This window comes from Kutzneria chonburiensis, from assembly GCF_028622115.1.
Classification (GTDB): domain Bacteria; phylum Actinomycetota; class Actinomycetes; order Mycobacteriales; family Pseudonocardiaceae; genus Kutzneria; species Kutzneria chonburiensis.
In genome coordinates this window covers 6,864,117-6,877,060 of sequence record NZ_CP097263.1, presented here as the reverse complement: position 1 = coordinate 6,877,060, position 12,944 = coordinate 6,864,117, and the positions used below count along the sequence as shown (strand labels likewise).

Sequence of the window (12,944 nt, the reverse complement as noted above, 5' to 3'; positions counted from 1 at the left end):
GCCCGCCAGGTACGGTGCTTCGCGTGCGCCTAGGGGTGCTTGACGTCGGGTCGAACACTGTCCACCTGTTGGTGGTGGACGCGCATCGTGGTGCCCACCCGACGCCGATGTCGTCGGAGAAGTCGGTGCTGCGGCTGGCCGAGCAGCTCACCGGCGGCGGCACGCTGTCCAAGCACGGGGCCGACTCGCTGGTCAAGGCGGTGGCCGACGGCAAGGCGTCGGCGACCCAGTTCGGCTGCGAGGACCTGATGGCCTTCGCCACCTCCGCGGTGCGCGAGGCCGGCAACTCGGCGGCCGTGCTCGACCGGGTCCGCAAGGAGACCGGCATCGACCTCCAGGTGCTCTCCGGCGAGGACGAAGCCCGCCTGACCTTTCTCGCGGTGCGCCGCTGGCACGGCTGGTCGGCCGGCCGGCTGCTCAACCTGGACATCGGCGGCGGCTCGCTGGAGATCGCCGTCGGCCGGGACGAGAGCCCGGACCTGGCCTGCTCGATCCCGCTCGGCGCCGGCCGGGTCACCAGGACCCGCTTCAAGCACGATCCGCCGAGCCGACACGAGCTGCGCGACACCGTCGACTGGCTGGACGAGCAGATCGCCCCGGTGGCCAAGCGGGTGCTGCGGCTGGGCGAGCCGGACCTGGTCGCCGCCACCTCGAAGACGTTCCGCACGCTGGCCCGGCTGACCGGCGCCGCCCCGTCCGGCCAGGGGCCGCGGGTGCGCCGCGTGCTCACCCACGCCGGCCTGCGCCAGCTGATCGCGTTCATCTCCCGGATGTCCGCCGCGGACCTGGGCGAACTGGAGGGCGTCAGCGCCGGCCGTTCGGCCCAGCTGGTCGCCGGCGCACTCGTGGCGGAGGCCACCATGCGAGCGTTGTCACTCACAGAACTCGAGATCTGCCCATGGGCGCTGCGCGAAGGTGTCATTCTTCGGCGACTGGACCACACGGACGGCGCTGCGCCGCCCGGTGACACTGGACGGACGGCGCACTTCGGGGCACGGTGGAATCAATGAGTCGAGAAAGCGGTTCCGAGCGCAGTCAGCGCACGGTCGCGGAGTTGCTTGCCCAGTACGGGGCCAACTCCGAGGACAGTGCGCCAAGACGTCGTCGCCGCCGGGCCGACGAGCCGTCCGACACGTCCCCCCAGACGATCATCGACCGGGTCCTGTCGGACAGCGGCGAGATGATGGCCATCCGCGACGACGTCGCGGAGACGACGGTCGGCACCCAGCCGCCGGTGCGTCCGCAGCAGCCGCAACAGCAGCCGCCGACGCCGCCCGCCGCGACCTCGTCGCCGCAGTTGCCGAAGCGTCCGATCCAGCAGCCGCCGACGCCCGGCCCGCAGCAGCAGACTCCGCCCCCCATGCCGCCGGCCGGCCCCCGCCGCCCGCCGCCGCCTCGCAGGCCACTGCCACCGGCATGCGCCCGCCGGTACGCCCCGGCCCCGGTACGCCGCCGGCCGGCCGCACGGCCCCGCCGCCTCCGCCGCGTATCGAGTCGTCGCGGACCAACCTGTCGCGCAACGACCTCATGCGGCAGCCGCCGGCCGCCGGCCAGCCTCCGCAGCCGGGCCAGTCGCCGCAGCAGCCGTCCCAGCAGGCGCAGCCGACCGGCTATTTCCGGCCGACGCCGCCCGGCGCCCCGCCGGTGGACCCGGCCGCGGAGACCACGTACCTGCCGCCGATCACCGGCGACATGCCGCCGCCGAACCCGTTGGCCAACCGGCTGAACGGCGCGCCGCCGCAGGAAGGCGTCACCGACGTGATGCCGCGCATCCCGGCGATCGGCGAGAGCACCCAGGCGCACCCCGGGCCGCTGCTCGACGACAGCGGCCCGTTCACCGGTCCCGGCACCCAGGCCCACCCCGGCCCGCTCGTGGACGACGATGACGACGACTACGAGTACGACTACCAGCAGTACGCCGTTGACCACGATGCCGCGCCGGCGGGCGTGGACGGCGCGCTGGACACGGACGAGGCCGAGGACGACGGGCAGGCCGAGGGCTCCCCGGCCAAGCAGTGGCTGATGATGATCGCCCAGCTGGCCATCGGCGTCGTCGGCGGCGCCGCGCTGTGGCTGGGCTTCCAGTGGCTGTGGAACGCGCTGCCGGCGGCCGCCCTGGCCGCCGCGGTCGCGGTGATCGTCGCGCTGGTGATCGTCGTGCGGCGCATCCGCAAGGCCGACGACCTACAGACCATGGTGCTCGCCGTGCTGGTCGGGCTGATCGTCACGGTGTCGCCGGCCGCGCTGCGGCTGATCGGCCACTAGTTGGCCCCGCGACCCATCCCGATCGGGCTGTCGACCGCGTCGGTGTACCCGGAGTCGGCCGGCGCCGCCTTCGAGCTGGCCGGCGAGCTCGGCTACGACGGCGTCGAGGTGATGGTCTGGGCCGACCCGGTCAGCCAGGACATGGACGCCCTGCTGGAGCTGTCCGACCGGCACGGCGTGCCGGTGCTGGCCGTGCACGCGCCGTGCCTGCTGATCAGCCAGCGGGTGTGGTCGTCGGATCCGGTGATCCGCTTGCGCCGCGCGGTGACCGCCGCGCAGGTGCTGGACGCCCCGACCGTGGTCGTGCACCCGCCGTTCCGCTGGCAGCGCCGCTACGCCGAGCGCTTCCCGGAGCTGGTCGAGGAGCTCAGCGAGTCCAGCGGCGTCGCGATCGCCGTGGAGAACATGTTCCCGGTGCGGCTGCGGGGCACCGAGCTGTCGGCGTTCAAGCCGTCCGTCGACCCGACCGACGTTGGGCACAAGCACTACACGCTGGATCTTTCGCACACCGCCGCCGCGCAGATGGATCCGTTGGCCATGGCCCAGCGCATGGGGGCCGGCCTGGTGCACGTCCACCTGGCCGACGGCAGTGGCGCGCCGCGCGACGAGCACCTCGTGCCCGGGCGGGGCACGGCGCCCTGCGCGACGTTCTGCGAGCAGCTGGCCGCCTCCGACTTCGCCGGGCAGGTCGTGCTGGAGGTCAACACCCGCAAGGCCCGTGGTCCGGGCGAGCGGGCCGCGGAACTGGCCGAGGCCTTGCTGTTCGCACGGCTCAACCTTGGGCAGAACTGATCGGTAACTTCGCTAACCGTGATCGTCGGTTGGGACGTAGAGTCGCGCCGTGCATCCGCTGCGAACCCTGATCCTCGCGGCCGGCGCCAACGACGCCGTCCGCAGGCTCGTGGCGACCGCGCCGGTGAGCCGGGACGTCGTGCGCCGGTTCGTCGCGGGTGAGAGCACCGACGACGTCGTCGCCGTCACCTCGCGGCTGGTGGCCGACGGGCTGTCGGTGTCACTGGACTACCTCGGCGAGGACACCACCGACGAGGTGCAGGCCGAACAGACCGTGCAGGCCTACCTGCGGCTGCTCGACCGGCTGCACGCCGACGGGCTGGCCCGGCACGCCGAGGTCAGCGTGAAGCTCTCGGCCGTCGGGCAGGCGCTGGACGAGCGGCTTGCCCTGGACAACGCCTCGCGCATCGCCGCCGCGGCCGAGCAGTGCGGCACCACGATCACGTTGGACATGGAAGACCACACGACCACCGACTCCACCCTGCGGGTGTTGGCCGAGCTCCGGCGGACCTGGCCGTGGGTCGGGGCCGTGGTGCAGGCGTACCTGCGCCGCACCCTCGACGACTGCGTGGCCCTGGCCGGCACCGGATCGCGCGTTCGGCTGTGCAAAGGGGCATATGCGGAGCCGCCCTCGGTGGCTTTTTCGCACCCGCACGAGGTCGATCTGAGCTACGTACGCTGCGCAAACGCGCTGCTGGCCGGGCGTGGCTACCCCATGTTCGCCACCCACGATCCGAGACTTGTCTCGGTGATCGCCGAACGCGCGCTGTGGTACGGCCGTAAACCAGGTAGCTACGAATATCAGATGCTGTACGGAATCCGACCCGACGAGCAGCTCCGGCTCGTCAACTCAGGTGAGGCGGTGCGTGTCTACGTGCCCTACGGCGAACAGTGGTACGGCTACCTGATGCGGCGGCTGGCCGAACGCCCCGCGAACACGGCGTTCTTCCTCCGGTCCCTGGTCGGGCGGTCATGAGCGCCGGTCAGGCGCCGGCGATCCGGCCGTTCTCGGCCGCGTCCGCCGTGCGCCCACTCGGTGACGGCACCGCCATCGCGGACCTGCCGCCGGACTGGACCGTCGGCACCAAGCCCCATGGCGGCTTCTTGCTCGCGTTGTTGGCGCGGGCCGGCGTGCAGGTCGTCGAGGGCTCCGGCAGCGAGCTCGTCGATCCCCTCGCCGTCAGCGCCCAGTTCCTGCGTGCGCCTTCGGTCGGGCCGGTGATGCTCAAGACCGAGGTCCGCAAGACCGGCCGGACGGTGGTGGTCGTCCGGGTGTCCCTCGAGCAGCGGGGCTCCGCGTGCGTCGAGGCCATGGTCACCGTCGGCCGGCTGCCTGAGGAACGTCCGGCGTGGCGGGACCTTCCCGAGCTCCCCGTCCTGCCCCCGGCCAACGCCATCGACCTCGGCTCCCTCCCCAACGCCGTCGGCGTCTTCAAGCTCGCCCGGGCGTGCGAGGTCCTGGTGGACCCCATCGGCGCCGGCTTCCTCGAACGCCGCACCGGCGATCCCCTCCGTCTGCGCATGTGGGTCCGCCCCCGCGGCGGCGAGCAGCCCGACCCCTTCTTCGCCCTGGTCGCCGGTGACATCGCCATGCCCTTGACCTTCAACCTCGGCCGCTTCGGCTGGTCCCCCACCGTCCAGCTCACCGGCCTCGTCCGCGCCCGTCCCGAGCCCGGTTGGCTCCGCGCCCAGGTCGAATGCCGCGCCGTCCACGGCCAGTGGTTCGACCAGGACGCCACCATCCTCGACTCCTCCGGCCGCCTCGTCTGCCAGTCCCGCCAGCTGGCCCTGAGCCCCCAGGAGACCAACAGCAGCTGAGCCGCAATGCAGCCGCCACATGGCTGCCACAACCTGCTACCTTCAGCACAGGCTGAGCGGTTCGCGGACGCGCTCGGAAGTGAGCCCGGGATCGTGCCCGCGTTGTCGTGGGACCCCGGGCTTCGCGCTATCCAGAGCACCTCAGCACGTCGATGGCGTGTGCCTGTCAGGGTCTCCCACGCGGCAGGATCGTGGTGCAGCTCGGCACAGACGTACGCCCCGATCAGGAAGTCCGCGATCCAGGTCAGCATGGCGGCAAAGCGTGAGCTCAGAGCAACTGCCGCACGCGGGCTGCCTCCCGGGTGAGGTGGTCGCGTTCGGCGAGGCTGGAGGCGGACTGGGCGGCCTGGGCGTAGAGGTCGGCGGCCTGGGCGAGGTCGCCGGCGCGCTCGTGCAGGTAGGCGGTGACGGCGGCGTAGCGGGGCAGGCCGGGGTCGAGGTCGGCGAGGGCCTTGAGGCCGGCTGCTGGACCGTCGGCCTGGCCGACGGCGACGGCGCGGTTGAGGCGGACGACGGGACTGTCGGTGATGAGCAAGAGCTCGTCGTACCACTCGACGATCTGCACCCAGTCGGTCTCCTCGGCGCTGGGGGCGTCGGCGTGCAGGGCGGCGATGGCGGCCTGGGCCTGGTACTCGCCGAGGCGGTCGCGAAGCAGCGCCACCTGGAGGATGACGACACCCTCGGCGATCAAATTGGTGTCCCAACGGGAACGGTCCTGCTGGGCCAACGGGATCAGGCGGCCGCCGGGACCGGTGCGGGAGGGGCGCCGGGCGTGGTGCAGGAGCATGAGGGCGAGCAGGCCGGCGACCTCGGGCTCCTCGTTGGTGAGGTCGGCGAGCTGACGGGTGAGGCGGATGGCCTCGGCGGCGAGGTCGATGTCGCCGCTGTAGCCCTCGTTGAACACCAGGTAGAGCACCCGAAGCACGGTCCCGAGATCACCGGGACGGTCAAGGCGCTGCCCCTCGATCTTCTTCTTGGCCCGGCTGATCCGCTGGGCCATGGTCGCCTCGGGCACCAGGTAGGCGTCGGCGATCTGCCGGGTGGTGAGGCCGCCGACGGCACGGAGCGTGAGGGCGACGGCGGCGGCCGGGGGCAGGTCGGGGTTGGCGCACAGGAAGAACAGCCGCAGCGTGTCGTCGGTGTCCGGCACCGGGCCGGCCGCGGGCTCCACCTCGGTGGCCAGCTCACGACCGCGCCGTGACGACTCCGACCGGACGGCGTCGAGGAACTTGCGCCACGACGCCGCCACCAGCCACGCCTTCGGATCCCGCGGCGGGTCGTCCGGCCACGTTTCCAGGGCCTTGATCAGGGCTTCCTGCACCGCGTCCTCGGCCGAGGCGAAGTCCGCACCGCGCCGGACGAGGACGCCGATCACTGCGGGGACCAGTTCCCGCAGCAGGGATTCGTTCACTCCGTCACAGTAGGCGGCTCGTTCATGAAGGGGCGGACCTCCAGCCACTCGTGGATCGGCAGCCCGTCCTTGCCCGGCGCCGCCGACAGCTCCCCGGCCAGCTCAACCGCGCGCTCCCAGGACTCGACGTCGATGATCATCCAGCCCGCGATCAGGTCCTTCGTCTCCGCGAACGGCCCGTCCGTCACCGCCGGCTTGCCCTCGCCGCCGTACTGCACCCAGGCCCCTTCCGGCGCCAGCGCCTGCGCGTCCACGAACTCGCCGGTCTGCTCCAGCTTGGCCGCGAAGTCCCGCATGTATTGGATATGCGCGTCCACCTCGGCCGGCGTCCACTTGTCCATCGGCTCGCAGTTCACCGGCTCCGGCGCGCCGCGGTAGTGCTTGAGCAGCAGGTACTTCATGGCCGTTCTCCTTCGTTCGGACCCCTCTGATGCCCCTGGGACGGAGCCGCCGCCCCATTCTCGACAACCCGCCGGAAAAATCTCGGAGACTTCGCCGAGGGGCGTGACCCCGGTCGTGAAACCGGCTGGCGGTGGCTGGCAGGCTGTTCGGTATGACGACGATCGCGGTGCTGGGGGCAGGCAAGATCGGTGAGGCGCTGCTGTCCGGGCTGCTGGACGCCGGGTGGGGGCCGGGCGACCTGATGTTCACGGAGCGTTACGAGGAGCGCTGCCGGGAGCTGACGGAGCGGTACGGGGTGCGGGCGGTCACGGTGGCGGGGGCGGCGGCGGCGGCCGAGGTGCTGGTGGTGGCGGTGAAGCCGCAAGACATCGACCCGCTGCTCACGGAGCTGAACGCGCTGCTGAAGCCGGGCACGCTGGTGGTGTCGCTGTGCGCGGGCCTGCCGACGGCGCTGTACGAGCGGGAGCTGCCGGAGGGGACGCCGGTGGTAAGGGTCATGCCGAATACGCCCATGTTGGTGGGGCAGGCGATGAGCGCGATCTCGGCCGGGGCGCACGCGACGCCGGAACACCTGGACCTGGTGGACAAGCTGCTGGGCAGCGTGGGCAAGGTGCTGCGGGTCCCGGAAGCCCAGCAGGACGCGGTGACCGCCTTGTCGGGATCGGGGCCGGCCTACTTCTTCTTCCTGGTCGAAGCGATGATCGACGCGGGGATCCTGCTGGGGCTGCCCAGGGCGACGGCGGCGCAGCTGATCATCCAGTCGGCGGTGGGGGCGGCGGCGATGCTGGCCGACTCCGGGGAGCATCCGGTCACGCTGCGTGAGGCCGTCACGTCCCCGGCGGGCACCACGATCATGGCGATCCGCGAGCTGGAGAAGCACGGGGTCCGGGCGGCGCTGCTGGCGGCGATCGAAGCGGCCCGCGACCGCTCCGCCGAGCTCGGCCGCGCCCACGACGTTTAACCCCGCGGCCCCGAAGCGATGTCACATGCGGTCCGCAGGTGCCTCAGGGAGGCAAGTATGCGCCGCATGTGACATTCGAAAGTGAGCGGGGATCGGCGAGCGACGTGGTGGGGCTGCCGAATGGTCGAACCGAGCGGCCAGGGTGGTGCGTACGGGTGGATCCCGACACCACTGGGCGCACAGCGCGGCGCGAACGTCGCAGCAGCCCCATGCGTCCCGCTACGCTCGGATGAGCACGTGCGTGTCGGTACCGCCGGTGGGGAAGCCGACGGCGCGACACGTGTTTAAGGACGCGGTGACACATGCCGGCGCAGCAGAAGGAGACAGCACATCCCGGGCTCGCACAGGTGCAGTTCCTGACCATCGCCGAGGTGGCGAAGGTGATGCGGGTCTCGAAGATGACCGTGTACCGCCTGGTGCACTCGGGCGAACTGCCTGCCGTGAGGGTGGGCAAGTCGTTCCGCGTGACGGAAAGCGCGGTGCAGGACTACCTGGAGAACGCGTACTACGACGCGGGCTGAATCGACCGAGTGACCGCCCGGCTGGTACCTGTGCCAGCCGGGCTCGGTCATGCGGGTAAAGTGATAGGTCGTTCGTGCTCGGTGCCATGGCCGCTACCCGCGGCGGCAGGGGCTCGGCAGCCCTGTGCAGCACGAGGGCACCACCAAGACCACACCGTCTACACCTAAGGATCCCGTATGGGCTCGGTCATCAAGAAGCGTCGCAAGCGCATGTCGAAGAAGAAGCACCGCAAGCTGCTCCGCAAGACTCGCGTGCAGCGGCGCAAGCGCGGCAAGTGACGCGCTCGGCCTGAAGCCTGTCGGCACCCGCGCGATCGCGCGGGTGCCGTGCTTCGTTACGGGTGCGCGACCAGATCCCGCCGATCGGGTGAGACCGGGGTAAAACCGGCGTGACCTGCGTCAATGCTGTGTACCTGGCCCCTGTTTCGGCCCGTCACGACGAGTAGCATCGCTCGCGTCGCCGCCTTTGCAGGGAGTCGCATGGCGCCCAATGTCGTACTCGTCACCGGAGTGAGCCGCTTCCTCGGCGGCCACCTCGCCGCGCGCCTGGCCGCCGACCCGTCCATCGAACGGGTCCTCGGCGTGGACACCGTGCCACCGCCCCGCGACCTGCTCCGCCGGATGGGCCGGGCGGAGTTCGTCCGCGCCGACATCCGCAACCCGCTCATCACCAAGGTCATCGCCAGCGCCCGGGTCGACACCGTGGTGCACGCCTCCGTCACCGCCAACCCGGCCGGACCAACCGGCCGCACGGCGATGAAGGAGATGAACGTCATCGGCACCATGCAGCTGCTGGCCGCCTGCCAGCGCTCGCCGGTGGTGCGCCGCCTGGTGGTCAAGTCGACCAGCGCGGTCTACGGCGCCAGCTCCCGCGACCCGGCGATGTTCACCGAGGACATGGCCCCCAAGGCGCTGCCGTCCAGCGGCTACGCCAAGGACGCGGTCGAGGTCGAGGGCTACGTCCGCGGCTTCTCCCGGCGCCGTCCGGACGTCGCGGTGACCACGCTGCGCTTCACCAACTTCATCGGCCCACGCATCGACACCGTGCTGACCAGGTATTTCGCCCTGCCGGTCGTGCCGACGGTGTTCGGCTACGACGCCCGGATGCAGCTGCTGCACTCCGAGGACGCGCTGGCCGTGATGGAGCGGGCCACCCAGCACGACCTGCCCGGCGTGTTCAACGTCGGCGGCGACGGCGTGCTGATGCTCTCCCAGGCGATCCGCCGCGCCGGCCGGGTCGCGCTGCCGGTGCCGAGCATGGCGGTGCCCACCGTCGGCCGGCTGGTGCGCAGCGCGCGGCTGGTCGACTTCTCGCCCGACCAGATGCGGTTCCTGAACTTCGGCCGCGTCGTGGACACGACCCTGCTCCAGCGTGACTTCGGCTTCACGCCGCGCTGGACGACAACACAGGCGTTCGACGACTACGTGAGCGGCCGGGCGCTGCGCCCGGCGATCGACGTGGACACCCTGACGGCGGCGGAGCGGGGCATTCTCGACCTCGCCGCCCGCATCCCGATCAGGTGAGTGAGGAGGTGGAACCCATGCCCGACGCACGTGTGATCCCGTTGCACAACACGACCGACCGGCCCGCGCCCCGCACGGCGCCGCCCGCCCGGCCCCGGATGGAGCAGGTGCCGCCGCCCGCGGACACCGCCGCCAAGGCGGCCGAGACCGGTCCCGAGTGGGAGCGCCGGCTGGCCGACACGCTGGCCTTCCTGCGCCGCCGGATCACCGGCGACTACCAGGTCGACGAGTTCGGCTTCGACCGCGAGCTGACCGACAACGTGATGATGCCGCTGCTGCGGCCGCTGTACGAGAAGTGGTTCCGGGTGGAGACCATCGGCCTGCACAACGTGCCGGCCGACAGCGGCGCGCTGCTGGTGGCCAACCACTCGGGCACGCTGCCGATGGACTCGGTGATGACCGCGGTCGCGGTGCACGAGCACCACCCGGCCAACCGGCACCTGCGCATGCTCGGCGCCGACCTGGTGTTCCGGCTGCCGATGATCAGCTCCATCGCCCGCAAGACCGGCCAGACCCTGGCCTGCAACCCGGACGCGGAGCGGCTGCTGCGCGGCGGCGAGCTGGTCGGCGTGTGGCCGGAGGGCTTCAAGGGCGTCGGCAAGCCCTACAAGGACCGGTACAAGCTCCAGCGCTTCGGCCGCGGCGGCTTCGTGTCGGCGGCGCTGCGGACCCGTACGCCGATCATCCCGGTGTCCATCGTCGGCGCCGAGGAGATCTACCCGAAGATCGGCGAGATCAAGCTGATCGCCCGGCTGTTCGGGCTGCCGTACTTCCCGGTCACGCCGACCTTCCCGCTGCTGGGGCCGCTGGGCGCGGTGCCGCTGCCGTCCAAGTGGTACATCGAGTTCGGCGAGCCGATCAGGACCGACCAGTACGAGCCGGGCGCGGCCGAGGACCCGATGCTGGTGTTCAACCTGACCGACCAGGTCCGGGAGACCATCCAGCAGACCCTCTACCGGCTGCTCACCCAGCGTCGCAACGTCTGGCTCGGCTGAGTCACCGACATGGTCACTCGATCGGGGCACTGACCAGCGCAAACGGGCTGCCGGTGCGTACCGTGATCCGATGGCGCTGTGGTCGCGGAGATCCGCTTTGCTCGCGGCGCCGGCGATGGCCGCCGGTGGGCTGGTCGTCGCCGGCGCCCGCACCGCGTCGGCGACGACGAACGACCAGTCGACCTTCGTCGCCAGCAGGACTGCCAGTTCCCCGCTGGACAAGGCCGTGGTCGGCACGACTTTCGCCATGCTGCTGGCCGTCTTCGACTCGTCCGGGGCCACGGCCGGCGACGGCTCGATGATCGGCACCGTGGTCAACGTGACCGCCGACAACCCGGCGAAGTTGATCGTGCAGATGAAGATCGTGCTGCGGCTGACCGCCGGCGGCAAGGGCGAGCTGCACCTGAGCTCCATGCACCCCATGGTTTTGCCGTCGCCGGTGCAGAACCCGCTGGCCGTGGTCGGCGGCACCGGCCAGTACGCCAACGCCAAAGGCGAAGGAACGATCACCTATCCGACGCCGGACCGGATCAACTTCGCGCTGACCGTCACCACCTGACCGCGAGGCAGCCGCCCGGGATGTCCACAGTGGACGTCCCGGGCGGCATTTTCGGGGAGGGAAGGTGGCTCGAGCGGCCGCTCGGCCGTCCACTGGTGACGGCCGAGCGGCCTTTCCCCGGGGAGGGGGCTCAGGCGGCCGTCAGGTTGACGATCGCCCCGGGGTTGCTGGTCTGGGACTCGACATCGCCGATGCCCAGCCAGGTGCCGTCGGTCTTGCGGGCGGTGTGCCAGATCTTGCCGTCGGCGGTGCCGATGACCACGTGCAGATCACCGTTGGGCTCGCCGGCGGCGTCGATGGTGGCGGCGCCGGAAAGGGGAGTGCCGGTGGCGGCGATGACGTCGCCGAAAGGCAGCCAGGTGCCGTCGGACTTGCGGCCGGTGTGCCAGATCTTGCCGTCGGTCGTGACGGCGACCAGTTGCAGGTCGACGCCGGTGCCGGCGATGGCGATGTCGGCCACCGGGGCCAGCGGGCCGGCCTGCGTCTCGACGTCGCCGAAGGGCAGCCACGTGCCGTCCTCGGACTTGCGGGCCGTGTGCCAGATCTTGCCGGCGTCGTTGACCACGGCCACGTGCAGGTCGGAGATGGCGCCGTTGGGCGACTTGACCGCCGCGGCCGAGACCTTGACCGCCTTGCCGATGTAGTCGCCGGCCTCGACCTTGATGTTGCCGAAGGCGGTCCAGTCCTCCGTGGTGTGGCGGATGGCGTGCCACACGTTGCCGTCGGTGTCGCTGACGACCACGTTGAGCTCGTTGTTCACCGACGTCACACCGACATCGGCGACCTTGAAGCCGGCGCCGGTGACGGCCAGCACGTCGCCCCACGGCAGCCAGCTGCCGTTGGCCAGCCGCGCGGTGTGGAACAGGCGGCCGTCCCGGGTCACCGCGACGATCTGGGTGTCGCCGCCGGTGCGGGCGGCATCGACGGCGACGACGTCGAGCTTGCTGATCTGCGCCTCGACATCGCCGAAGGCACCGGCCCACGTGCCATCGGTGTTGCGGATGGTGTGGAACAGACCGCCGTTGCTGGTCGCGGCCAGCACCTGGAGCGGCTGCGGCGACGTGGACGTGTTGTTCCACAGCGCGTTGACCAGGGCCGTCGCGTCGTGCACCTCGGGGTCGTACGCGGCCTGGTCGGCCGAGATCTGCACGTGCTGGCACACGTCGCCGATGTCCGGGTCGACGTCCCAGCGCGGGTACTGCGGCGGCAGGTTGACCATGTGGTTGAGGAAGCTGTTGGTGGCGAAGGTCGGGTTCTCTCGCTGCTCCACCGTGCCCCACGACGCCCGCTGCTGGAACAGGCCGAGGCTGTCGTGGTCAAGGGCCTGGGTGAGGTTCTGGAGGTTGCTCTCGGTGATGGCGGTGGTCACCGCGATCACGGCGGCCCGCGAGTTGGTGAAGCCACGGCCCTGGACCGTCTCGATGATCACCCGGGCGCAGGAGACCTGGTAGCCGTTGACGCTCGGGCCGAGCCGCGGGCCGTTCAGGGTCGGCGAGAGCTGGTGGGCCAGTGCGTTGTCGGCGGCGGTGACGCCGCCGGCCTCGCACGGTGCGGTCGACGCCGTGGCCAGCGCGGCGTTGGACAGGGTCGGGCTGCCGGTGGACGCGGTGTCGGCCGAGGCGAGCGGGCCGGTGGCCAGTGCGGCGACTACGCCGGCGCCCGCGACGGCGGCGCGTAAAACGTTGCTAGGCATGGA

The 12,944-nt window shown here is 71.3% G+C and carries 15 protein-coding genes; 11 read left to right on the top strand and 4 right to left on the bottom strand.

The features are described from left to right. Positions 1-23 precede the first annotated feature (23 nt). Positions 24-1,010 carry a Ppx/GppA family phosphatase gene (locus M3Q35_RS31510; RefSeq protein WP_273936174.1) on the top strand — a complete coding sequence of 329 codons (987 nt, stop codon included), beginning with the start codon at positions 24-26 and terminating at the stop codon, positions 1,008-1,010. A gap of 25 nt (positions 1,011-1,035) precedes the next feature. Here the strand turns inward: M3Q35_RS31510 and M3Q35_RS31505 are convergent, their stop codons facing one another. Continuing rightward, positions 1,036-1,362, bottom strand: coding sequence for a hypothetical protein (locus M3Q35_RS31505; RefSeq protein WP_273936173.1), 327 nt, complete (start codon positions 1,360-1,362; stop codon positions 1,036-1,038). A 54-nt stretch (positions 1,363-1,416) separates the two neighbouring features. Here M3Q35_RS31505 and M3Q35_RS31500 point away from each other — a divergent pair, with 54 nt between their 5' ends. From M3Q35_RS31500 to M3Q35_RS31485, 4 genes are read left to right on the top strand one after another with little or no spacing between them, the layout of a single operon-like run. After that, positions 1,417-2,265 carry a hypothetical protein gene (locus tag M3Q35_RS31500; RefSeq protein WP_273936172.1) on the top strand — a complete coding sequence of 283 codons (849 nt, stop codon included), beginning with the start codon at positions 1,417-1,419 and terminating at the stop codon, positions 2,263-2,265. Further along, positions 2,266-3,057 (top strand): sugar phosphate isomerase/epimerase family protein, encoded by a 792-nt coding sequence (locus tag M3Q35_RS31495; RefSeq protein WP_273936171.1) that lies wholly within the window; start codon positions 2,266-2,268, stop codon positions 3,055-3,057. It abuts the gene before it with no gap. A 49-nt stretch (positions 3,058-3,106) separates the two neighbouring features. Then, entirely contained in the window at positions 3,107-4,033 is a 927-nt protein-coding gene (locus M3Q35_RS31490; protein WP_273936170.1) for a proline dehydrogenase family protein, read from the top strand. Further along, positions 4,030-4,875 carry a thioesterase family protein gene (locus M3Q35_RS31485; RefSeq protein WP_273936169.1) on the top strand — a complete coding sequence of 282 codons (846 nt, stop codon included), beginning with the start codon at positions 4,030-4,032 and terminating at the stop codon, positions 4,873-4,875. Before M3Q35_RS31490 ends, M3Q35_RS31485 begins: the two co-directional genes overlap by 4 nt. A 268-nt stretch (positions 4,876-5,143) precedes the next feature. Here the strand turns inward: M3Q35_RS31485 and M3Q35_RS31480 are convergent, their stop codons facing one another. Further along, entirely contained in the window at positions 5,144-6,286 is a 1,143-nt protein-coding gene (locus M3Q35_RS31480; protein ID WP_273936168.1) for an RNA polymerase sigma factor, read from the bottom strand. Beyond that, on the bottom strand, positions 6,283-6,687 hold the full coding sequence (locus M3Q35_RS31475) for a YciI family protein (RefSeq protein WP_273936167.1): 405 nt from the start codon (positions 6,685-6,687) through the stop codon (positions 6,283-6,285). The genes M3Q35_RS31480 and M3Q35_RS31475 overlap by 4 nt, the downstream gene beginning before the upstream one ends. Before the next feature lie 152 nt (positions 6,688-6,839). Between M3Q35_RS31475 and proC the strand changes: the two genes are divergently transcribed. The 6 genes from proC to M3Q35_RS31445 all read left to right on the top strand — a co-directional run bounded on the left by proC (position 6,840) and on the right by M3Q35_RS31445 (position 11,248). Beyond that, a complete protein-coding gene (gene proC, locus M3Q35_RS31470) occupies positions 6,840-7,649 on the top strand; it encodes a pyrroline-5-carboxylate reductase (RefSeq protein WP_273936166.1) in 810 nt (269 codons plus the stop codon). Positions 7,650-7,951: 302 nt separating this feature from the next. Next, positions 7,952-8,170 (top strand): helix-turn-helix domain-containing protein, encoded by a 219-nt coding sequence (locus M3Q35_RS31465; protein ID WP_273936165.1) that lies wholly within the window; start codon positions 7,952-7,954, stop codon positions 8,168-8,170. A 177-nt stretch (positions 8,171-8,347) separates the two neighbouring features. Beyond that, on the top strand, positions 8,348-8,449 hold the full coding sequence (locus M3Q35_RS31460; RefSeq protein WP_015105422.1) for a 30S ribosomal protein bS22: 102 nt from the start codon (positions 8,348-8,350) through the stop codon (positions 8,447-8,449). A gap of 201 nt (positions 8,450-8,650) precedes the next feature. After that, positions 8,651-9,694, top strand: coding sequence for an NAD-dependent epimerase/dehydratase family protein (locus tag M3Q35_RS31455; RefSeq protein ID WP_273936164.1), 1,044 nt, complete (start codon positions 8,651-8,653; stop codon positions 9,692-9,694). 17 nt (positions 9,695-9,711) lie between these two features. Beyond that, on the top strand, positions 9,712-10,689 hold the full coding sequence (locus M3Q35_RS31450; RefSeq protein WP_273936163.1) for a lysophospholipid acyltransferase family protein: 978 nt from the start codon (positions 9,712-9,714) through the stop codon (positions 10,687-10,689). A gap of 70 nt (positions 10,690-10,759) precedes the next feature. After that, a complete protein-coding gene (locus M3Q35_RS31445; protein WP_273936162.1) occupies positions 10,760-11,248 on the top strand; it encodes a hypothetical protein in 489 nt (162 codons plus the stop codon). A 130-nt stretch (positions 11,249-11,378) separates the two neighbouring features. On the opposite strand, the gene M3Q35_RS31440 is transcribed toward M3Q35_RS31445, so the two are convergent. Further along, positions 11,379-12,941 carry a PLL family lectin gene (locus M3Q35_RS31440; RefSeq protein WP_273936161.1) on the bottom strand — a complete coding sequence of 521 codons (1,563 nt, stop codon included), beginning with the start codon at positions 12,939-12,941 and terminating at the stop codon, positions 11,379-11,381. Positions 12,942-12,944: the final 3 nt, after the last annotated feature.

What these genes read in the sequence shown, in the direction of transcription:
- M3Q35_RS31505 (WP_273936173.1), bottom strand. Translation starts at nt 1,362, where the DNA reads ATGGGGGGCGGAGTCTGCTGCTGCGGGCCGGGCGTCGGCGGCTGCTGG.
- M3Q35_RS31500 (WP_273936172.1), top strand. Translation starts at nt 1,417, where the DNA reads ATGCGCCCGCCGGTACGCCCCGGCCCCGGTACGCCGCCGGCCGGCCGC.
- M3Q35_RS31485 (WP_273936169.1), top strand. Translation starts at nt 4,030, where the DNA reads ATGAGCGCCGGTCAGGCGCCGGCGATCCGGCCGTTCTCGGCCGCGTCC.
- M3Q35_RS31475 (WP_273936167.1), bottom strand. Translation starts at nt 6,687, where the DNA reads ATGAAGTACCTGCTGCTCAAGCACTACCGCGGCGCGCCGGAGCCGGTG.
- proC (WP_273936166.1), top strand. Translation starts at nt 6,840, where the DNA reads ATGACGACGATCGCGGTGCTGGGGGCAGGCAAGATCGGTGAGGCGCTG.
- M3Q35_RS31465 (WP_273936165.1), top strand. Translation starts at nt 7,952, where the DNA reads ATGCCGGCGCAGCAGAAGGAGACAGCACATCCCGGGCTCGCACAGGTG.
- M3Q35_RS31460 (WP_015105422.1), top strand. Translation starts at nt 8,348, where the DNA reads ATGGGCTCGGTCATCAAGAAGCGTCGCAAGCGCATGTCGAAGAAGAAG.
- M3Q35_RS31455 (WP_273936164.1), top strand. Translation starts at nt 8,651, where the DNA reads ATGGCGCCCAATGTCGTACTCGTCACCGGAGTGAGCCGCTTCCTCGGC.
- M3Q35_RS31450 (WP_273936163.1), top strand. Translation starts at nt 9,712, where the DNA reads ATGCCCGACGCACGTGTGATCCCGTTGCACAACACGACCGACCGGCCC.
- M3Q35_RS31445 (WP_273936162.1), top strand. Translation starts at nt 10,760, where the DNA reads ATGGCGCTGTGGTCGCGGAGATCCGCTTTGCTCGCGGCGCCGGCGATG.
- M3Q35_RS31440 (WP_273936161.1), bottom strand. Translation starts at nt 12,941, where the DNA reads ATGCCTAGCAACGTTTTACGCGCCGCCGTCGCGGGCGCCGGCGTAGTC.